Below are 20074 nucleotides of genomic sequence, written 5' to 3' on the forward strand. Positions count from 1 at the left end.
TTTCCGCGTACCGAGGCGGCCCGCCCCCCTCGTAGAATGGTCCTGGTAACCTGTTGATCATCTTACCATGTCTGTCCCGTCCTTCGGTCCACCCATGGGCGCTGCGGCGTCGGTGGCGCGCGTTCTCTCGTCGGCCGCGCTGACGGCCCTCGGGCTGCTCGCGTCGGGCTGCCTCCTCCTCTCGCAGCCCGATCACGAGACGCCTCCGCAGACGGCGCCGTACCTGATCGCGTCTGCGGCATCTCCCAGCCAGCTGCAGGTCGTCTACATTCATGAGCAAGACGTCTTCGTGGACTTCGGCGCTGCCGTGCTCTCCGAGGACAACAGCGTGGATGTCGAGCTCGCGCTCTACCTCGATTACGGCACCCGCAACTCAGCCGGGCAGCCCTACCGGGACCGCGTCTACCCGTTCGAGGCCATCGAGGCGGGCACGATGGATGAAGGGCAGCGCCCCTTCGTGAGGCGCTGGTTCCTGGACTCGTCCTCCGTGACGGCGGGCTGCCACACGCTCACCATGGTGGCGTCGCATGCGTTCGACGTCGACGTGTGCCCGGCAGATCCAAAGGATATGAGCTCCTTGACCTGGCAGCTCATCAAATGCGACCCGGACGACCCGAGCTGCCCGACGTCGTGCCCCGAGCTGGCTTGCGCGGCGTCCGGGTGCCCGTCATGCGCTGACTTCAACCCTGGCGGCGAGGCGCAGTGACTGGCCGGACGGGGGATCGAGCGATCACTCCATCCGCACCTTCGCCACGTTCAGCGTGCCGTTGGTTTCGTTGCACACGATATCCGAGCCGAACTGCCCGTCGGCGTTGCCGACGCGAACGTCCTTGATCGTGGCGCCGGTGCGCCAGCCGTCGAGGTCGCCGCGCCACTCGGCGGTCAAGAACTGGCCGGTGGCGTCCGAGAGATCGATCTCGGTCGTTCCCGACACGCCCAGCGGGAGACGAGTGGACTCATCTTTTTGTGGAGGCACGTCCACCGGGAGACGAGTGGACTCATCTTTTTGTGGAGGCACGTCCAGCGGGAGACGAGTGCGACTCATCTTTTTGTGGAGGCACGTCCAGCGGGAGACGAGTGCGACTCATCTTTTTGTGGAGGCACGTCCACCGGGAGAGGTGGTGTCCTAATTAGGACAGACGATCCGCCGACCGCTTGACGGCCGGAAGTCTCGTCGCCGCGGCGCTTGGCTCGGCGTGAGCGACGGGCTTCTCGCCGGACGCGCACCCTGGCCGCCCCGTGCCATGCCTACATGGTGTGCTTAGGTGGCACCAGTGTGCTATCCATCGCGGATGAGCGAGAAAGATTCCGAAAAGACCCAGTACCAGCAGTGGGAGTACACGCAGCTCGACACGGCAGACGAATATGTCCGGCAGGCGGGCTACAAGGAGCACCTCAAGGTGCTCGGCAAGGAAGGCTGGGAGGCATACTCGGTCGTCACCTGGGAGCGCGGCGGCATGATGTTCTTCCTCAAACGGCCCATCATTGTCGAGCGTCCGTCCGGCGCTGAGCGCTTCAAGCAGCTCGCCAAGCTGTAGGCGACCGCTTCGGTCGGGTCAGTTCAACTCGACGGGCTCGTCCTCGTCCTGCCGGTTGATGCGGTGCGTGAGCCACGCATGCAGCGCACGGATGTGCGCTAGAGCGTATCGAAGAACGCCTGCGCCTTGGTCTTGATGTCGTCGGGGAGCGGCACCTTTGCCCCCTTGGCGTCTGACGCCCAGAAGACGCCGTAACAACCGGCAGCCTTGGAGCCGATGACGACCTGATGCTCCTTCAGCTGGCGCTTCGTCGTCATGAAGTCGTAGACCTCCGCGAGGGGCACGTGCTCTTTCGGGGCAACGCAGTCCAGAAACCCTACAGTCGCGGCCTTGCCGTCTTCCTTGACCACTAGAGCGTTCGCGTCACCCGTCTCATCGCTCGACCTGCACTCCTTCGCGCCGAGGGCGCCCTGCAAGCGCTTGCAGAGCTTCATCACCGGGTTGATCTCGCAGTCCTTGACGAGGACGTTCATCATGAGGCCGTCCACGCGCCCGCGCACCGTGACCTTCTGGCCCTTGGAGAGCGCCGCCGCGGCGCCGGTCTCCCCCTCGGCGACGAAGCACTGGAGGGTCGGGATCTCCAGCATCGTGCCCGTCCCAACCGTCACGTAGATGCTGCCGGTGATGTCCTTCTTGACGTCGCCAACGAGGCCCGTGACCTGCACCAGCTTGCCCTTGAAGGCGCCGTCCGCGCGCACCTCGTTGTCGTGGTACTCGCCGAGCAGCTTCTTGATGTCGACATGCTGGGCAGCCTCCCGCGCCGGCTCCTTGGGCTTCGCCGGGGCAGGCGCCGCCGCTGGTTGAGCCGTCGTCGCCGCGGCCCCGGGCGCCTCCGTCACGGGTCGCGCCTCGCCACCACGCTCCTGCCCCTTGCACCCCACCGCGAGCAGCAGCATTGCAGCGACCCCCATCCACCTGACCATCCGCACCTCCGCCGCGGAGGCTACGCGCACGCTAGGTCACCGCGCAAGCTGCGTCCGCACACTCCCGCCATGGCCACCGGGTAGCGCAGTTCCGCACGCACCGCGGCCTCACTACGCCCGCCCACTCCGCGCCGCCCTCTTGTCCCGCCTCGGTCACCGCTCGCAACCGACCGCGAGGAAGAGCCGCTAAACAGGCTGCGACAGCCCACCACGGCCGTGACAGTCACTGTCATAGCGCTCAAAAATGCCGGGAAACATAGGCTTTCGGTGCTACCTTGGTGGGACAGGCAAAGCGCCCCGCCTCGGCTGGTACCCGAGACGGGGCTGCGGAACGCCGGATGGTGGCCCACCCGTCGCACGTCGCGTTGCGATCATGGGCACGCGTCCGGAGAGGTGCAAGCCCATGGCGAACGTGCTCCCAGCGGAGCGGCGGCTAGAGGTGCTCGCCGCGCTCGTGAACGGCACCAGCGTCCGAGCGACGGAGCGCATGACCGGCGTCCATCGCGACACCATCGGCCGCTTCGCGCAGGCCATCGGCGAGGGTTGCGCGCGGCTTCATGACCGCATGGTGCGCGATCTGACGTGCGCGCTTGTCGACCTCGACGAGCAGCACAGCTGGTGCCGCAAGCGCCAGAACAAGGTGGACGCCGCGAAGGATGATGCGGCGAGCGTGGGCGAGCAGTGGACATGGGCCGCGATCTGCCGCACCAGCAAGCTCATCCTCGCGTGGCACGTCGGGAAGCGCGACCAGGAGAGCGCCGATGCTCTCGTCGAAGACGTGCGCGCGCGGCTCACGGTCATGCCGCAGATCACTACCGACGGGCTCGGCCTCTACGCCCAGCCGATCGCGGTGAACTTCGGGCGCGCCGTGCCCTACGGGCAGATGATCAAGAACTTCACGGCGCGCCCCGGCAAGCCTGGGACGTCGGAGAAGTTCGCCGTCGAGCGCGGGGTGGACTTCATCAAGAAGCGCACGATCTACGGCACGCCGGACCACGAGAAGACCACGACCTACGCCATCGAGCGGAGCAACCTCACGGCGCGGCAGTGGAACGCGCGGCTCCGGCGCCGCACGCTCGCCTTCAGCAAGAAGCTCACGCGGCACTGCGCCGCGGTCGCGCTGCACTACACGTTCGTAAACCTCTGCCACATCCCGCGGAACATGCGGATCACCCCGGCAATGGCCGCGGGCGTCACCGACCACGTGTGGACCCTGGAGATGCTCATGGACGCCGCCCTGGCCGAGCCCGCGGGGGAGAAGCCGGAGCCGCAGCCGCTCGCCATCCCGAAGCCGGAGGGGCCCGCTCGCGAGCTCCCCGGCGGCCGGGGCTGGCTTCGGGTGCTCCCGGGCGGGTCCGCCGCGTCCGCGCCATCCGCCCCGCAGCCACCGCCCGTGGCGTCCGCGGAGGCTCCGGCGGAACCGGAGCCTCCTCCGTCAGCGCCGCCACCTGCGCCGGTGTCGCGCCGGATGGTCCAGCTCAGCCTGTTCGGCGAGCCGGAGTAACCGGCGACACGCGCACGTCATCCACTCTACTTAATTTACTTAGCAATTTTACTTAGTTATTAAAATTCCGTCATCAGCGAAATTGGACACCTCGCCGCAACCCAGGCGGATGGTGCGGCTGAACTTGTCCGGCGAGCCGGGCGAACCGCGTGGAGCCGTAACTTACTTGCTGTTTTATTTACTTACCCCCGCACCTCGACCGCGCGTGGTGGTGCAACTGGAATTTTTAGCGATATTCCTTACATATCTCGGAAGCGCAGCTCTGGTAGATCGGAACATCCCGGCGATCCGGCGGATAGTTCTCGGGCGATGGCTGCGCCGACTTCCCAGGCGAACGACATCGGCCGCGACGGTTGAGTCGCTGAACTTGCTCAGCTGACCGGCTTAGCTTTCCACTTGCACCGCATACGCTGGAGCGTATACTCAGAGATACTTTGTGCACGCTACACGTGTGCACATTCAGCTGTCCCAGCTCCAGCCGCGGAATCTTACGAGGCTTGCGGCTGTTAGCCGTTAGCCCTACGAAGCGCCCGAGGCCCACATTGAAGCTTGACCCGCATCGTTGCCCAATCGTCCTGGCAGGGACGTGGAATCAGGCCATATTTGTACCACAGTGGGTGGCTTCCCGCTTGTTTGTCGGCGAGAACCTGCAGAAAGACATCGCGAACAGCGGGCCCCACGGCCTCACGTATGTGTACACGACGGAAACGTGCATCTTCGCCGCAACTGCGACACACGTAAATGTCGTGCCAAACGTGGCGGAAGACGACGCCTTTGTCAGAGCGGAGAGTGTTGCACAGGAAGTGCTGCGGCGCCTGTCCGAGACTCCTGTTAAGGGTCTCGGTTTCAACATCGGATTCGATGTTGATGAGCCATCCGAAGAGCTAAACCAGCTACTGGGCACAGACGATCGTCCACTGCAGCATCTCGGCTTAAGTACAGTGTCAAACACTGTAACTCGTAGAGTCAACGACAGGGACCACTTGATTGTGTTGTCGCTGTCGCTTGCGCCAGGCGAACCGGTGCGTATCGACGTCAATCATCACTGGGACGTCGCCGGAGCGGAGAGCGCGGCTGATATTCTTAGTGGCAATACGTTTCTTCAGTGCAGGGCAAACTCGATCGAGATTGTGTCTGCGCTTTACGGCGTATCGATGGAGTCGACATGAGTACCCACACGCGATTTATCGATGGGATGGGCTCACGCGCGCCGCGTTCGGATGAGCTCGACACGATTGTGTGCCGGTATGGTCACGGGTCGACAGGAAGCACCGCCGCCAGACTCTCGACCACCACAGCACATTTGCCTCATGCCGCTCCTTTATGGAGCGTTGTCATGGTCAACTCCGATGAGCTCAGTGTCGACACTACGGCCGCGCTCAAAGCGAGCGAATGTAATACGGCCGTCCATGTCCCGCAGAGGAAAGTCGCCCGTGTAACGTGGTCAAAGCCGTGCGAGGCGATGTTTGTACACCTCGCGGAGCATAACCCACAAGAGCTAATCGAGTACCTTCACTCTCGAGCAATAAGCACTGGCATGAGAGCCAGAGCCGCACGCGCTGCGGGTCGAATCAAAGACAGCGCGTTCGCGCTTCGCGTCTTGCGCAGCCTGCTCGATGATGCACAACCGATGGTGCAAGAGGGGGCCGTGCAAGGACTTGCGGCGAATGGCACTGATGAAGCCAAGCGCATACTTGAGCAAGTCGCGCATGACAGTAAGGTGCATAGCGGCGTGCGCGAAGCGGCGATGGATGCGCTCGACCTGGGTTGATAGCCAGTGCTGCTCTTTAGGGTGTTCTACTCCTTCAATACCGCGGACACGGCCCCGGACGCGCAGAGTCTATACGACGCTGAGTTTGAAGACAGGAATGGTATTCCGGACCTTGAGCCGTCGTTGTACGAAGTACACCAGGGGGCTGTTGTGCAGACGTTTGCGGAGCATGCCGCCGCAGCCCCAATGGATCCGCCCAGAAAGAAGTCTGGGATTGATGTGCGTAGCACTGAAGAGCGGTACTACCCAGAGGAGACTGGCGCAGTCTTTCATCATATAAGAACAGCGCATAGAGTGCTGCGGTTCTCTGATGCGGCAGCGCTTCGGGCCTTTGTTGGAAGACTGCACGAATTGAAAGAGTCCGGCGTGGCGAAGTGCGTCAGGGTCGAGAAGAAGGACATTCGCGAGTATGTGAAGCTCCACGCAAACGACGGCGAGTGGAGCCTGTTCTTGGCGTCGGCATCTGAGGAGTGGCGCAAGTACGCCGGCGTCTAATCGTGCCAGCGCCAGCGGTCGTTTATGCGGTTGGATGATCGCGTGAGTGGCGCAAAATCGTCCATCCTGAGCGTTCTGCGGCGTCGTTTTCTCGGCTCGGTAGCTACCGCCGCCACCTCTTGAGCCGCAGCGCGAGCGCTTCCCGAGCGATGCGGAGCCGCGACGCTGCCGTGTGCGGGTTCATCCGACGCCGTCGGGCGTAGGCGGCAAGGCTCTCCGGGTCGTCCACGGAGAGGAGCGCGTCGACCTGCCAGTCCGGGAGTTCGGTCATGGCGTCCAGCACTTCGCGCGCCTCGATCTGGGCGTGCATGTCGATGCCGACGGGCTCGCGCAGCAACCCGAGCGGCGACGGATGAATCACGGCGCGCCGCGACCACGCGCTGTGGATGTAGTGCGAGGCGAGGCGCCACGCGATCCCGTGCAACCACTTCCTCAGCGCGTCGCGCGGCTTGTCCCGCGGGTCTGGTCTGTAGAGCCCCCGACGGACGGCGTTCCATGCGTTGAGCAACACCTCGGCTTCCACGTCGCGGCGGTCGCGCTTCGGGATGCCAGCGAGCGTCGCCAGGACGATGCCGCGCTCCGCGAGGATCGCCTCCATCGTCGGCTTCTTCCTGGGATGTCGCGCGGCAGGCGGGCGTCCGGCCCCCTTCCGCCGGGGCTTCATGGGGCACCCCGCCGAGCGCCGCACGTCGGGCAACGGTCCGCGGCGCTCAGCCCACCGAGGAGCCGCTCGACGGTGACGCCGGCCAGCTTCGCGGCGCGCACGGCGACGCCGTACGATGGGCGCCGGCCGCAGATGATGTTCTGGAGGTGCCCCTCGCCCATGCCCAGCATCTCGGCAAGGCAACGGGTCGAGCCGGCCATGGATCGGAGCGAACGGAGCGCGGCACGGAGGCGCTGCGCCTCCTCGCTTCCCATGGACAGGGTGGGGCGCGGGCGGGCAGGGGGCGGATCTCCGCCTTGCCTTCCGCCTCCGCGGATAGGTACAACCTTCATGTCGGACCTCGTGGTACGGGGTTCGGCCACGCAGCCCGGACGGTTGGCGCCGTCGCGGGCTGCACTACTTCCGGCCGAACTTAGCCGCTCACGCGAGGTCCGAGGTCAAACTAGGACAAGAGTCCTGAACTTAGGACACCACCCCGGGAGATGGGTGCAACCCGTCTTTTTGTTAGAGGCATGTCCAGCGGGAGATGGGTGCGTCCCGTCGTTTGCTCGAGGGGCGTGCAGCGAGAGATGGGCGGGTACGAGCGCGCCTCACGATCGCCGCCATTGGCCCGGCGGCTTGCCGGTCCAGCGCTTGAAGGCGCGGGTGAACGTCGCCAGATCCGCGAAGCCCAGGCGAAACGCGACGTCGGTGAGCGTGAGCGCGGGGTCGGCGAGCAGGCGGCGGGCGACGGCGAGGCGCGTGTGATCGAGCACGTCGGAGAAGCGCGTCTGCTCTTGATCGAGGCGGCGCTGCAGCGTGCGAGCGCTCATGTGCAGGGCCAGGGCGACCTCGTGCACGTCGGTGCCGCGCGGCAGCGAGTCGGCGACGTGGGCGGCGACGCGCTCGGTGAACGAGGCGCCCTGCGGCCGCGCGCCGAGCTCGGCGTCCACGAGCGGCGCGAGGGTGGAGAGCGCGCGGGCGTCGGCGAGGCGCATGGCGCGATCGAGGTCCGCGCGCGGCACGGCGAAGCCGCAGGCCTCCGCCCCGAAGGCGATCGCGCCCGTCCCGAAGAACGCGCGCAGGACCGCCAGATCCGGCGGGCGAGCATGGGTGAACCACACCCGCGCGGGCGCGAGGTCAGCCGCACCGGCGCGGACGTGATGAAGGGCGTGCGCGAGCGCGAGCTCGTGGACGTAGCGGCCGACGCCGCGCGGGCGGCGCGGTGTGCGGAGCAGCCAGCGCGCCTCGTGCGCGTCCTCCTCGACGGTGGCCGCGAGCCCTTCGTGCAGGAGCGGCGCCCAGCGCGCGAGCAGGTGGAGCGCCTCGCGCACGTTCGCGCTCGCCCGGACCGCGAGCTCCGTCAGCGTGTGCCGCCGCGATTCGAGCCGGGCCGCCACGCGCAAGGCGACGTCGGGCTCGGCGGCGGCGCGCGCGACGGCGTGGAGCAGCTCGTCGGGCACGTCGGCCGCGACGCTCACCTCATCGCGCTGCGCGGCGTCCGCCGGCAGCCCGAAGCGCAGCGCCAGCGCCTCCACGTCGAGCCGGCGCGCCTCGGCGTGACGGAGGATCGCCGGGAGGATCGACGACGAAGCGGGTGGCTGCTTGGTAGGCCGGGCCATCGGGAGCTCGGGAGAGGGTAGTCGCGCGCAGAGGCGCCGCTCGTTTCGTCGCGATCGGCAAATCGATCTGGCGCGGATCGCCATGGTTGTCGCGCGCCGGCCGGGTAGAGTCTCGGCGAGGAGAGATTCGATGCCGATCCAGATTGTCCGCGCCGACGGGACCACGCTCTACCGCGCCGACGTCCACGAGCTGCGCGACGCCGTGGAGCGCGCCGTCGAGGAGCGGGTCGACCTCGCGGGCGCCCGCCTCGCCGGCGCCGACCTGCAGGGCGCCGACCTCGAGGACGCGCGCCTCGCCGGCGCGGATCTCACCGGAGCCCGGCTCGACGGCGCGAACGTCGAGGACGCGGACCTCGCGGGGGCGAAGCTCGACGACGCCTCGGCGCGCGGGACCAACTTCGAGAGCGCATCGCTCGCGGGCGCCTCGCTTCTGCGTGCGAACCTCGACGGCGCCAACCTCGAGCGCGTCGATCTCGAAGGCGCGGCGCTGGAAGGCGCGCGCGCGGTGCGGGCGAACATCGAGCGCGCGAGGCTCATGCGCGTGTGCGCGCGCGGCGCCGTCCTCCAGTGGGCGAATATCGAGAAGAGCGATCTCTGCGGCGCCGACCTGTCGGGCGCCGATCTGACGGGCGCGAACATCGAGAAGAGCGACCTCCGCAGCGCCCGCCTGATCGAGGCGGTGCTCGCCGGCGCCGACATCGTCAAGGTCGACCTGCGCAACGCCGATCTGTCGAGCGCGGACCTGAGCGAGGCCAACCTCGAGAAGTGCGACGTGGAGGGCGCCTGCCTGGACGGCGCCAAGCTCGCCGGCGCCAACATCGAGGGGATGAGCGGCCGCCTCCGCGCGCGCGAGAGCTCCGGCCCTTACCGCTGAGCCAACCCTAGATCATCCGACCAGGCACGTACGGCGGCGCGGCGGATCTGCCGCCGAGGCGCCGACGTGTGCCCGGCCTTCGATGGCGAGCGTCCGCTGCGCCATCTGGGCCTTCGACAACCCGAGGGAGCAAGCACGTGAAGAACGGAGACATCCTGATTTCGGGCGCGAGCATCGCCGGGCCCGCGCTCGCGTACTGGCTGCGCCGCTACGGCTTCAACCCGACCGTGATCGAGCGGGCGCCGGCGCCGCGCCCGGGCGGCTACAAGATCGACATCCGCGGCGTGGCCGTCGACGTGGTCAAGCGCATGGGCCTCGCCGACGAGATCCGCCGGGCCGGCACCGACATGCAGGGAGGCTCGCTCGTCGACGACGCCGGCAGGCGCCTCGCCACCATCGATGGCGAGACATTCGGCTTCCGGTCGGGCGAGGACGTGGAGATCATGCGCGGGGATCTCGGGCGCATCCTCTACGAGAGCACGCGGGGCGACGTCGAGTACGTCTTCGGCGACTCCGTTACATCCATCGCGCAGGACGCCGGCGGCGCGCGGGTCACCTTCGAGAGCGGCGCGCCCCGCACCTTCGATCTCGTCGTCGGCGCCGACGGCCTGCACTCCAACGTGCGCGCGCTCGCCTTCGGCGACGAGGACCGCTTCGCCCTCGATCTCGGCACCTACGTCTCGATCTTCAGCGTCCCCAACCACCTCGACCTCGATCGCTGGGAGCTCATGCACCACAACCCAGGAAAGATCGCGGGCCTCTACAGCACGCGCGGGGATGCGCAGGCGAAGGCCTTCTTCACGTTCGTCGCGGCGCCGATGCGCCACGGCGGCCGAGATCCCGCGCGGCAGCAGAAGCTCCTCTCCGAGGTCTACGCCGGGGTGGGCTGGGAGGTGCCCCGGCTGCTCGGGGCCATGGCCGACGCGCCCGACTTCTATTTCGATCGCATGATCCAGATCGACATGGACCGCTGGTCGGCAGGGCGCGTGGTGCTCCTCGGCGACGCCGGCTACTGCCCCTCGCCGGCCTCGGGGCAGGGGACGAGCCTGGCGCTGGTCGGCGCCTACGTGCTCGCCGGCGAGCTGGCCGCGAGCGGCGGCGATCACGGCGTCGCTTTCGCCCGCTACGAAGCGCAGATGCGCGGCTACGTGGAGCGGAACCAGAAGCTCGGCCGCAGCGCCGCCAAGCACATGACGCAGGGCCACCGGGCCTTGATCTGGCTGCAGATCCTGCTCATGCGCGCGCTGCCCCACGTGCCGTGGCGGCAGAGCATCATCCGGCAGATGCTGCGGCCGATCCGCGACGCGGCCCAGGCCATCTCCCTGCCGGAGTACGCGGGCTGACGGGAGCGCTCCCCCGGTGCTGCGCGACGGGATGGTCGGGCGCGGCCTTCACGACTACAAACCCGCGCATGGCCAAGCGCGTGCACCGCCGAGAGGCGATCCAGCTCCGCGATGGGTCCCTGCGCCTCGTCGCGGTGGCCGACACCCACAGCCACCCGCACGCCGACAGCGCCCGGCGGATCGCCGCGCTCACGCCCGATCACATCGTGCATGCCGGCGACATCGGCGCGCTCACGGTCCTCGATGGGCTCCGGAGCATCGCGCCGCTCTCCGCGGTGCGCGGCAACATCGATGTCCATGCGCCTGACATCCCCGACTCCATCGCGCTCGACATCCGCGACGGGGACGAGACGGTGCTCACCGCCCTGCTCCTCCACATCGCCCTCTACGGCGGCAAGCTCCGAGCCGAGGTGATCCGCTTGGCAGCCGAGGTGGGCGCGTCGCTGGTCCTGTGCGGGCACTCCCATGTTCCCTTCATGGGCCGCGATCGTGGCCTGACGGCGTTCAACCCGGGATCCATCGGGCCGCGCCGATTCATGCTGCCGATCGTCTTCGGCGTGGTCGAGATCGATCGCAAACGCGTGGCGCTCCGGCACGTGGACTGCGAGACGGGGGAGACCTGGATGCCGCCGGCCGTGGGCAGGGGGTGAGCGGAAATTCCGTGCTGTCCGAGCTCTGCAATCCTCGGAGCGAGGAGAGGGAACCACCCGCGCCGCGACGCCATGTCGCACAACCGAAGCGGCGGCGCTCGCACCTAACCGCTCCAATGGCGACACGACCACCTCGACAGCCGACTTCGGTCCTCCTCGGCCTCTGCACCCTCGCGGTGATCCTGGGATCCAGCCACGCGTACAGCGGCGGCGCAGCGGGGCAGGACGCGGGGGCTTCCGTTCAGACCGGGGCTGGGCGCGCCCGCGCGTCGGCGCCTCCGCCGAGCTGCGCGGGCGGCACGCCCGGCGCCGACGACCGCTGCGGCCTCGGCCATGACGACGACTGCTGCGCCAGCCTGCTCGTGCCCGGCGGGACGTTCAACCGGCTCAACGACCCGCGTTATCCGGCGAGCGTGAGCAGCTTCCACCTCGACAAGTACATGGTCACCGTCGGGCGGTTTCGCCGCTACCTGGAAGAGACCGGCGGCCCGACGCAGGAGAGCCCGCCGCCGGCCGGCGCAGGAGCGCACCCGAAGATCCCGGACAGCGGGTGGGACCCGGCCTGGAACACGATGCTCCCGGCGACAACGGCCGCGATGAAGCGGGCGCTCGTCTGCGATCCTTACGGCTGGCCGACGTGGACCGACGCTCCGGCCGCGAACGAGGACAAACCCATCGTGTGCGCGACGTGGCTCGAGCTGTTCGCGTTCTGCGCGTGGGACGGCGGGCGCCTGCCGACCCAGGCCGAGATGAACTACGCGGCCGCCGGCGGCGACGAGCAACGGCTGTATCCGTGGGGCGCTTCCCCCATCACCTCCGAAGACGCGGCCTACTGCTGCCAGGGCGAAGGCTCGACGTCGCTGCCCTGCGAGGACGCGTTTCCCCCGTGGAGCCTCATCCACTGCACCACGGACGATCTCGCGCCCGTCGGCTCCTTTCCCAGGGGAGCGGGGCGCTGGGGTCAGCTCGATCTCGCCGGCGAGGCCTACAAGATCACGCGCGACGCCGCCGACGACGACCGCCCGCTCGTGCCGTGCGCCGATTGCTCCCGCCTGGACAACCACGCTGCCCTGCGCGTCACGCACGGCGGGAGCTTCGTCGCCGCCGGATACAGGCAGACGACGACCTACCGCGCACCCTACGAGACCGATGGCCGCCACTACTATGTATCGGCGATGTGCGCGCGCGACCTGTCAGGGCCGTGAGCCCTCCTCCTCTGCCCGCGCGCGCGGATCGCCACCTTCAAGCGCTCTCGCGAAGCACCTTGATGAGCGCGGCTGGCGACTCCGCCCCGTGGCCCGCGGCAACTCCCTTCCTGAAGAGCGCCGCGGCGAAGGCCGGGAGCTCGGCGTTGATCCTCGCTTCCCGCGCGTGCCGCTGGATGAGTTCGACGGCCTGCGCGCAGATCTCCAGCGTGGCCTCCGAGGCCTCGTACGCTCCGGACTGGATCGAGTCCGCGTCGTGCTTGACCATCCCACCGATCGCCGGAGCGACGACGGCGGCCATGGCCCCGAAGTCGGCCACGCGGATCCCTTCGGCCTCGCAGATGCGGGCGCCGTGGTAGAAGCCGAGGAGCCCCGCGAACAGGTGCGATAGGAACGCCAGGTCCATGGCCGCCGCCCAGCCGACCTTCTCCCCGAGGTAGCTCACGGTCCCGGCCGTGCTCTCGAGCAGCGGCTTGCTCTTCTCGTAAGCCGAGCCCGAGCCCGAGACGAGGATGCTGCTCTCCGGCTTCCCCATCTGGCTCGGGGTGGCGAGGATGGCACCGTCGAGGTAGTCGATGCCGCGTTGCTTCGCCCACGCTTCGAGGGTACGCGCGTCCTCGGGGCTGCCCGTGCTGAGCTGGACGAGCACCTTGCCGGCGAGGGAGGAGATCACGTCGCGCCCCTCCAGCACGCCGTACGTCGCGCGGTAGTCGGTGATGCAGGTGATCACGATCCCGCTCGCCTGCGCCGCTGCGGCCGCGCTCGGGGCCAGCACCGCTCCCTCCGCGACGAGCGGCGCGGCCTTCGCGATCGAGCGGTTCCAGACGGTGACGCGAGAGCCGCTGCGGAGCAATTCCCGAGCGAGCGCGGTGCCCATGAGACCCAGACCGATGACAGTGACTTCACGCATGTGAGCTCCTTCGTTTGCGGCCCGTCTGCCGATGACGGGCGCGCCTTCGTGGCCGCCAAGGTAGGGGCCTGCGACCCGGGCCGTCGCGCACGATCGGACGCCCGGAGAGCACGTTCGGACGGCGGCGAGCGCGGAGCCGCCCTGTGGCGCGCCGCTCGGCCGCGGTGGATACTGGCGGGGATGCAGGTCATCGGACCGACCCGAGCTCCCATCCGACTGGAGCCGTCCGCGGGCGCGCCGCGCCCGTACGTCGGGGTACATGTCGGCGTTCACTCGACCCAGCCTGGCGTGATAGCGCTCGAGGCCTCGCAGGATCATCGGGTGAAGATCCATGCGGGCGCGCCGGTGCGCGGGGCCTGCCGCGCCGATCGGTTCGTCTACACGCGCGGCGACGTGGACCTGATCCCCGCCGGAGCCTCGGACGTCTGGCAGGAGGACGACGCGGGCACCTCGCTCATCCTGGCGCTGTCCCCTTCGCTGCTGCGCCGGGTCGCGGCGGACATGGGGCTCGATCCCGACAAAGCCGGCCTGGAGCCGCGCCACCAGATCAGGGACCCGCAGATCGAGCACATCGCCTGGGCGCTCGACGCCGAGCGCAGGGCCGGCGATCCGACCGGGCTTCTCTACAGGGAGAGCCTCGGCGTCGCGCTCGCCGCGCACCTCCTCGGCCGTTACAAGGCGCCGGGCCGCCTGCGGCGAGGCCTGTCTGCGCCGCAGCTTCGGCGCGTGACGGCGTTCATCGAGGAGCACCTCGATCACGACCTGTCGCTCGATCGGCTGGCCGGCGTCGCCGGGGTCAGCGCGTCCCACCTCAAGACGCTGTTCAAGCGGTCGACCGGCGTGCCGGTGCACGAGTACGTGATCCAGCGCCGGGTGGAGCGCGCGAAGGCGCTGCTCCTGCGCGGCGACCTGCCCGCCAGCCAGGTGGCGATCGAGGCGGGGTTCGCGCACCAGAGCCACATGGCGAGGTGCATGCGCCGCGTCCTCGGCGTGACGCCGGCAAAGGTGGCGGCCAGAGCGCGCTGACGTAGGCGCGCGTCCCGTCCTTGGAGCACGGCTTCGGACCATCTCGGCGTTCCCGGTCGATGCCTATCGCGACTGCGAGAGGTCGGGACGGAGAGCGAACCGCGATGACGCCAAGAGCGCCAAGAAACCAGCGAAACAAACGGGAAAGGAAATGCGGGGATAGCCCTGAGCAGCGCCGGCGGGGCGCCGCGCCGCGATCCGCCCTCAGGGGCAGCTGTTCGCCGCACCCGGGGTCGCGGGCGCCGGCGCCACGAACGCGCCTGTCCCGTCAGGGCAGCGGCTCGCCGTGTCGACGTGGGCAGTCCAGGTGTGCTGGTCGACCACGACGCCGTCGGGCGTGTACAGGATGGCCGAGTCCGCCGAGCCGAGCCCGAAGGTGAGCCGAAGGGGCTCACCGCTGTTCTCGCCGCGGATCAGCACGTATCCGCCCGCGGGCACCATCGTCCCCGCGGGGAGCACGAGCTCGTGCGAGGGATCGTTGTCCGTGAGCCGAAAGCCGCTGACGTCGGCGTCCGAGGCGCCGCGGTTGTAGAGCTCGACGAAGTCCTCTCCCGCCGAGCGCACCTCGTTGATGACGACGGTATCTCCACCTGGCTCCTCCGGCTCTTCGGGATCGCCCGGCTCCTCGGGATCGCCCGGCTCCTCCGGTTCCCCGCCTCCGCCCTGGATACCCAGCATCGACGCGTCGAGCCGGACGAAGAAGCTCATCGCCTCGCCGCCGTCGTTGTCGTTCGTGACCCACAGGCCGCCGGCGCCGAGCGCGAGCCCCTCGATCTTCTCCTGATCGAAGCGGAACGGGTGCTCCAGGAGATCGCAGGCGAGCGTCTTCTCCACCGGATCGGCGATGTCGTTCGGTGTGCCGCTCGACAGCGCGAAGGTGCGGATCGTCTTGTTCCCCGCCTCGCCTGCCCAGCCCTGGTCGCGCTCGACCACCGCGAACGTGTCGCCGCCCACGTGAATGAGCTCGCTCAGGAACGTGTTGCCACGGGATCCGCCGGGGTTCGCGTCGAGCGGGTAGAAGTACCAGCTCCACGCCCCTGTATCGACGTCGTACTCGCCGATGCGGGTGTTCTGGCCCTCTGTCGTGAGCCCCCGCTGCATGGCCACATAGACCTTGAGGCCGCCCGAGGCAAACGGCGCGCCGTCGATCACGGCGATGCCCTCGTAGCCGTTGGCGCGCACCTTCGACCAGTCGATCGCGTTCGCGTCGCCGCCGCACGGGAGATCCACGATGCCTCCTTGGCCGTAGCCGGGATCGAGCTGGCCGCGCTCGTCGAAGAACAGAATACGGTTGCTGAGCACCGAGCCGACGCAGCTCGCGCTGCCGCCGTTGCCGGCGATCCCCTCGCTGGCGAGGACATAGCCGCCCTCTGGGTTCACCGCGATGCCCTCGGGGTCGTAGCCCACGAGCTCGGCGCCGGCGCTGTCCTTCAGGATCAGCTCCCGCACGAGCTGCATCCGCCGCTCGCCGTGATCGGGCCAGAACGACCAGATGCGCTGGCGCGCAAACGCGTTGTCGGGCGTCGCGAGCAGGAAGCCCGTGGCCGGCTCGTACGCGAGGGCGCCGAGCGCGCCGAAGCCCAGGTCCCCCGAGCGCGCGTCGTAGACGTCGGGGCCGTGACCGACCTCGGCCGGATCCGTGACCGAGCGATACAGCCAGATGCCGCCGCCCACGCCGTCGTCGCCCTCGCCGCTGACCGCCACGAGGTTGCGCGATGGGATCGCGACCGCGCCCTCGGGCCGCATCGGGGCGCCGAGCAGCTGCTTCAGCACCGGCGCCGAGGGGGAGCTCACGTCGGCGACGAGCAGCGTCGCGTTGCGCTCGCCCAGCAAGAAGGCGTAGTCGGTGCCGCCGAACACCCCGGTCGCGCAGCCCTCTAGCTCGATGCCCCGGTCGCCGGAGCGCCCTTCCGGGTAGGCGCCTGCGCGCGCCGCGAGCCGCTCGACGGCGTCGCCGCTGTCGTAGACGCGGGCGCCGTCGAGGTCGAAGACCGAGAATCCCCGGCCGCCCGACCAGAGGCCGGCGGCTATCGCCTCGTTCGGCGTGTCTCCCTCATTGGCCGTCACGAAGTGCCGCCCATCCGCGAGCAGACACACCGAGTCTGGCTCGAGCAGCCCGGTGAAGCCCGAGCTCGCGAGCTCGATCTCGCCGTTCGACGCGAGATCGGCGCGAGCGTGGGTGGACGTGCCGGCCTCGATATAACGGGTGACCGCCGCAGAGGCGATGTCGATGACCGCGATGAGGTTGTTCTCCTGCAGCGACACGATCGCCGTCCTGCCGTCTCTGGTGATGTCGACGTACTCCGGCTGCGGATCGCCCGGGATGTTGCCGACTCCCGGCGTGAGCGCGATTGTGGCCACGGTCGACGCCGAGGGAGCGCCCTGATCGATGGTGACGATCTGGACGCTGCCGGGGCGCGCCTGGGCGACCGCGTTGTCGTCGGCGTTCTCCTCGTCCTCGATGGCGACCACCACCCGGGCGCCGTCCGGCGTGATCTTGAGGCTGTCGGGGCCGACGCCGACCGCCACCGAGCCGGCGATCGTCCGGGTCGCGAGATCGATGAACACCAGGGCGCCGGGATCGGCGTTGTGGATCGGATCCGTCGTGTCCTTCACCGCCGCGATCGCATACCGCCCATCGGGCGTGATCGCGACGGCGGTGGCCTCGCCGCTGCCGTTGCTCACCGCGCCGGCGACGTCGACCGTGCCGAGGAGCGCGGGGCGGCTCGGGTCCGAGATGTCCACGAACCCTACGGTGTGCGTGACGCTGCTCGTGTAAGCCAGCACGTTGCCATCCGGAGAGGCGGCCACGATCTCGGCGATCGGCCCGCCGGGGGTCGTGTATTTGGCCACGAGCTGGAACCCCGCGACGCCGCGCCCGCCGTCCTCGCCGTGGCAGACATAGGCGGTGTCGGAGATCTCGCCTTCATCGAGCACGCCATCGCCGTCGGCGTCGAGCCCGCTGGTCACCTTCTGCCCGCCGTTCGCGCAGTTCGGTCCGCTCGGCTCGGGAACGATGTCGATGAGCACCTGCTGGGCGTCGTCGCCATCAGCGCCGTCGGTGCCATCAGCGCCATCGGTGCCGTCGGTGCCATCAGCGCCGTTGGCGCCGTCAGCGCCGTTGGCGCCGTCGTCGCCAGGGTCGCCCTGGGGGCCATCCGCTCCCGCCTTGCCGTCGAGCCCGTTGCACACGTAGGTGGTCGCTTCGACCTCTCCCTCATCGATCTGGCCGTTGTCGTTGAGGTCGCGTCCGGAGTCGACCCGGGTGCCGCCGTTCTCGCAGCGGTCGCCGGCCGGCTCGTCGCTGAAGCCCAGGATGGCGCCGTCCCTCTGGCCGCCGTCCGGTACCTCGCCTCCATCGTCGGAACACCCCGAAAGCGCCAGCGCCGCGGCGCCGAGGCCGATCCAGGTGAGACTGCGCAGCTTCACGTCACGTCCTCCTTGCTGAAGCCGCCCACACTGCCCGAGGCGATCGCCGGCGACGCGACAGCTGCTCGAATATTTCATTGCAAATACGTGTACTTCGATGCTCCCGGCCGGGCGCGACCGCCGGCTCTCCGCCGGTGACGCTGTGGCAAACTGCCCCGCTTCACGGGGCCTCGCGGCACGAACTCCGGCGGCCCGCGAGTGCTAGAGTTGCCGTCATCCATGCTCGACAAGCTCGACATCGCCCGCGCTCTCCGCGAGACGGGCACGCTCCTCCAGATCAAGGGGGAGAACCCGTTCAGAGCGCGCGCTTACGAGACGGGGGCCGAGGCGCTGGAGCAGCTCACGGACGACCTCGGCGCGCTCGTCAGGGGCAAGAAGCTCACCGGCATCAAGGGCATCGGCCCGGCGCTCGCAGCCCAGATTGCCGAGCTCTACCAGACGGGGCGCTCCGGTCAGCTCGAGGAGCTCCGCGCCGAGCTGCCCGGCGGCGTGCTGGAGCTCGCCAAGGTGCCGGGCATGAGCCTCAAGCGGATGAAGGCGCTGCACGAGGCGCTCGGCATCGGCAGCGTGGAGGAGCTGAAGAGGGCCTGTCTCGCCGGGAAGGTCAGGGCGGTGAAGGGCTTCGGGGCGAAGACCGAGGCGAGCCTGCTCGAGGGCATCGCCCGCTACGAGGCGCGCGACGAGCGCGTCCTCCTCGTCGACGCGCTCGAGGCGGCCGAGCCGCTCCTCGCCCACGTGCGCGGCTGCGACGCGACCGAGCGGGCCGATCTCGCGGGCTCGATCCGGCGCTGGGAAGAGACGGTGGCTGCCATCGACCTCGTGGCGGCGGCCGACGACGCCGCGCAGGTGATCGATTGTTTCGTCCGGTCCCCGCAGGTCGCCGAGGTCGAGGAGCGCGGCGACGCGCGTTGCAGGGTAAGGCTCTCGGGAGGCCTGCGCGGCGAGCTCCTCTGCGTGCCGCCCCGGGACTACGCCGCTGCGCTTCACCACCGGACGGGGGCGCCCGACTACCTCTCGGCGCTCGGCTCGCTCGCGCGCGAGCTGGGGCTCACGCTCGACGAGAGAGGGCTCTCGCGGGGCAAGAAGCGCCTCTCCGTGAAGACGGAAGAGGATCTCTACGAGCACATCGGCGTCCCGTACATCGCGCCCGAGCTCCGCGAGAGCGCGGAGGACATCATCGCTGCCGTGGAGCGCGCCGCGCGGGCGGGCCGCGAGGGTGAGCTCGTCGAGGAGGGCGATATCCAGGGGATGGTGCACTGCCATACGGTGTACTCGGACGGCAAGAACACGGTCGAGGAGATGGCCTTGGAGGCCGAGGCGATGGGGATGAAATACCTCACGATCACCGATCACTCGCCCGCCGCCCATTACGCGAACGGCGTCGGCCTCGACCGGCTGAAGAAGCAGTGGGACGAGATCGCCCGCGTCCAGGAGCGCGTGAGCGTCAAGCTCCTCCGAGGCACAGAGTCGGATATCCTCGAATCGGGGGAGCTCGATTATCCGGACGCCATCCTGGAGCAGCTCGACGTGATCATCGCGAGCATCCACTCGCGCATGAAGATGGACGCCGACCAGATGACGCGCAGGCTCGTCAGCGCCATGCGGCTGCCGGTCTTCAAGATCTGGGGGCACGCGCTCGGCCGGCTCATCCAGCGGCGCGAGCCGTTCGCGTGCCGCGTCGAGGAGGTGCTCGACGCCGTGGCCGAGTCGAGGGCCGCCGTCGAGGTGAACGGGGACCCGTACCGCCTCGACATGGAGCCCCGGTGGATCAAGGAGGCGCGCAAGCGCGGTATCCGCTTCGTGATCTCGACGGACGCACACTCGACGACCGCGCTCCACAACCTGCGGTTCGGCGTGGGGACCGCGCGGCGAGGCGGCCTCCGCCGGGACGAGGTGCTGAACGCGCGCGGCCTGGCGGCGTTCCAGAAGGCGGTGCGGCCCGCCGCCTGACGCGTCGATGCGGCGGAGCACGTCGAGCGGCGGCGCTGCCGCGGGCGCGACGCGCCGATAGGCGCGCCGTCGTTGCCGGATGTCGAGGGCTGGTCGCGCTGCGCCCCAGCAGGGGTCGGCCGGGGAAGCGAACCGCCAAGCCGCCAAGGGCGCCAAGAAAACCGGGGAACAGGGGGGATGCCCGGACGGCC

General features: G+C 69.0%; 19 protein-coding genes. 12 read left to right on the forward strand and 7 right to left on the reverse strand.

The window, feature by feature from the left end; all coding sequences use genetic code 11:
• Positions 1-67 precede the first annotated feature (67 nt).
• Complete coding sequence (locus tag WMF19_RS49510; protein ID WP_437896740.1) at positions 68-706, forward strand: hypothetical protein; 639 nt, start codon at positions 68-70, stop codon at positions 704-706.
• Between the two features lie 24 nt (positions 707-730).
• Here WMF19_RS49510 and WMF19_RS49515 read toward each other — a convergent pair whose 3' ends face one another.
• A complete protein-coding gene (locus WMF19_RS49515; protein WP_437896741.1) occupies positions 731-934 on the reverse strand; it encodes a hypothetical protein in 204 nt (67 codons plus the stop codon).
• 358 nt (positions 935-1292) lie between these two features.
• On the opposite strand from WMF19_RS49515, the gene WMF19_RS49520 reads away from it, so the two are divergent.
• Complete coding sequence (locus WMF19_RS49520) at positions 1293-1538, forward strand: hypothetical protein (RefSeq protein WP_437896742.1); 246 nt, start codon at positions 1293-1295, stop codon at positions 1536-1538.
• Between the two features lie 98 nt (positions 1539-1636).
• Here the strand turns inward: WMF19_RS49520 and WMF19_RS49525 are convergent, their stop codons facing one another.
• Positions 1637-2491, reverse strand: a complete 855-nt coding sequence (locus WMF19_RS49525) for an OB-fold protein (protein ID WP_437896743.1) — start codon at positions 2489-2491, stop codon at positions 1637-1639.
• Between the two features lie 373 nt (positions 2492-2864).
• Between WMF19_RS49525 and WMF19_RS49530 the strand changes: the two genes are divergently transcribed.
• The 4 genes from WMF19_RS49530 to WMF19_RS49545 all read left to right on the forward strand — a co-directional run bounded on the left by WMF19_RS49530 (position 2865) and on the right by WMF19_RS49545 (position 6231).
• Positions 2865-3965, forward strand: a complete 1101-nt coding sequence (locus tag WMF19_RS49530; RefSeq protein WP_437896744.1) for an IS1 family transposase — start codon at positions 2865-2867, stop codon at positions 3963-3965.
• A gap of 617 nt (positions 3966-4582) precedes the next feature.
• Positions 4583-5134, forward strand: coding sequence for a hypothetical protein (locus tag WMF19_RS49535; RefSeq protein WP_437896745.1), 552 nt, complete (start codon positions 4583-4585; stop codon positions 5132-5134).
• Between the two features lie 167 nt (positions 5135-5301).
• Complete coding sequence (locus WMF19_RS49540) at positions 5302-5736, forward strand: HEAT repeat domain-containing protein (protein WP_437896746.1); 435 nt, start codon at positions 5302-5304, stop codon at positions 5734-5736.
• Between the two features lie 6 nt (positions 5737-5742).
• Positions 5743-6231, forward strand: coding sequence for a hypothetical protein (locus WMF19_RS49545; RefSeq protein ID WP_437896747.1), 489 nt, complete (start codon positions 5743-5745; stop codon positions 6229-6231).
• A gap of 103 nt (positions 6232-6334) precedes the next feature.
• Here the strand turns inward: WMF19_RS49545 and WMF19_RS49550 are convergent, their stop codons facing one another.
• The 3 genes from WMF19_RS49550 to WMF19_RS49560 all read right to left on the reverse strand — a co-directional run bounded on the left by WMF19_RS49550 (position 6335) and on the right by WMF19_RS49560 (position 8496).
• On the reverse strand, positions 6335-6895 hold the full coding sequence (locus tag WMF19_RS49550) for a sigma-70 family RNA polymerase sigma factor (RefSeq protein ID WP_437896748.1): 561 nt from the start codon (positions 6893-6895) through the stop codon (positions 6335-6337).
• Entirely contained in the window at positions 6892-7227 is a 336-nt protein-coding gene (locus tag WMF19_RS49555; protein ID WP_437896749.1) for a helix-turn-helix domain-containing protein, read from the reverse strand. Before WMF19_RS49555 ends, WMF19_RS49550 begins: the two co-directional genes overlap by 4 nt.
• Before the next feature lie 258 nt (positions 7228-7485).
• Entirely contained in the window at positions 7486-8496 is a 1011-nt protein-coding gene (locus tag WMF19_RS49560; RefSeq protein WP_437896750.1) for an AraC family transcriptional regulator ligand-binding domain-containing protein, read from the reverse strand.
• A gap of 130 nt (positions 8497-8626) precedes the next feature.
• On the opposite strand from WMF19_RS49560, the gene WMF19_RS49565 reads away from it, so the two are divergent.
• From WMF19_RS49565 to WMF19_RS49580, 4 genes are all read left to right on the forward strand, one after another.
• The gene (locus tag WMF19_RS49565; RefSeq protein WP_437896751.1) at positions 8627-9370 is read left to right on the forward strand and encodes a pentapeptide repeat-containing protein; all 744 of its coding nucleotides are present in this window, start codon (positions 8627-8629) and stop codon (positions 9368-9370) included.
• Positions 9371-9507: 137 nt separating this feature from the next.
• The gene (locus tag WMF19_RS49570) at positions 9508-10713 is read left to right on the forward strand and encodes an FAD-dependent monooxygenase (RefSeq protein ID WP_437896752.1); all 1206 of its coding nucleotides are present in this window, start codon (positions 9508-9510) and stop codon (positions 10711-10713) included.
• A 68-nt stretch (positions 10714-10781) separates the two neighbouring features.
• The gene (locus WMF19_RS49575) at positions 10782-11363 is read left to right on the forward strand and encodes a metallophosphoesterase family protein (RefSeq protein ID WP_272096473.1); all 582 of its coding nucleotides are present in this window, start codon (positions 10782-10784) and stop codon (positions 11361-11363) included.
• 116 nt (positions 11364-11479) lie between these two features.
• Positions 11480-12568 carry a formylglycine-generating enzyme family protein gene (locus WMF19_RS49580; protein ID WP_437896753.1) on the forward strand — a complete coding sequence of 363 codons (1089 nt, stop codon included), beginning with the start codon at positions 11480-11482 and terminating at the stop codon, positions 12566-12568.
• Positions 12569-12605: 37 nt separating this feature from the next.
• On the opposite strand, the gene WMF19_RS49585 is transcribed toward WMF19_RS49580, so the two are convergent.
• On the reverse strand, positions 12606-13478 hold the full coding sequence (locus tag WMF19_RS49585) for an NAD(P)-dependent oxidoreductase (RefSeq protein ID WP_437896754.1): 873 nt from the start codon (positions 13476-13478) through the stop codon (positions 12606-12608).
• A 321-nt stretch (positions 13479-13799) separates the two neighbouring features.
• Between WMF19_RS49585 and WMF19_RS49590 the strand changes: the two genes are divergently transcribed.
• Complete coding sequence (locus WMF19_RS49590) at positions 13800-14504, forward strand: helix-turn-helix domain-containing protein (RefSeq protein WP_437896755.1); 705 nt, start codon at positions 13800-13802, stop codon at positions 14502-14504.
• Between the two features lie 204 nt (positions 14505-14708).
• Here WMF19_RS49590 and WMF19_RS49595 read toward each other — a convergent pair whose 3' ends face one another.
• A complete protein-coding gene (locus tag WMF19_RS49595) occupies positions 14709-17933 on the reverse strand; it encodes an esterase-like activity of phytase family protein (protein WP_437896756.1) in 3225 nt (1074 codons plus the stop codon).
• 219 nt (positions 17934-18152) lie between these two features.
• Here WMF19_RS49595 and WMF19_RS49600 point away from each other — a divergent pair, with 219 nt between their 5' ends.
• Positions 18153-19883, forward strand: coding sequence for a helix-hairpin-helix domain-containing protein (locus WMF19_RS49600; protein ID WP_437896757.1), 1731 nt, complete (start codon positions 18153-18155; stop codon positions 19881-19883).
• The last annotated feature ends 191 nt before the right edge of the window (positions 19884-20074 follow it).

The organism is Sorangium sp. So ce124, assembly GCF_051525235.1.
GTDB classification, from domain to species: domain Bacteria; phylum Myxococcota_A; class Polyangia; order Polyangiales; family Polyangiaceae; genus Sorangium; species Sorangium atrum.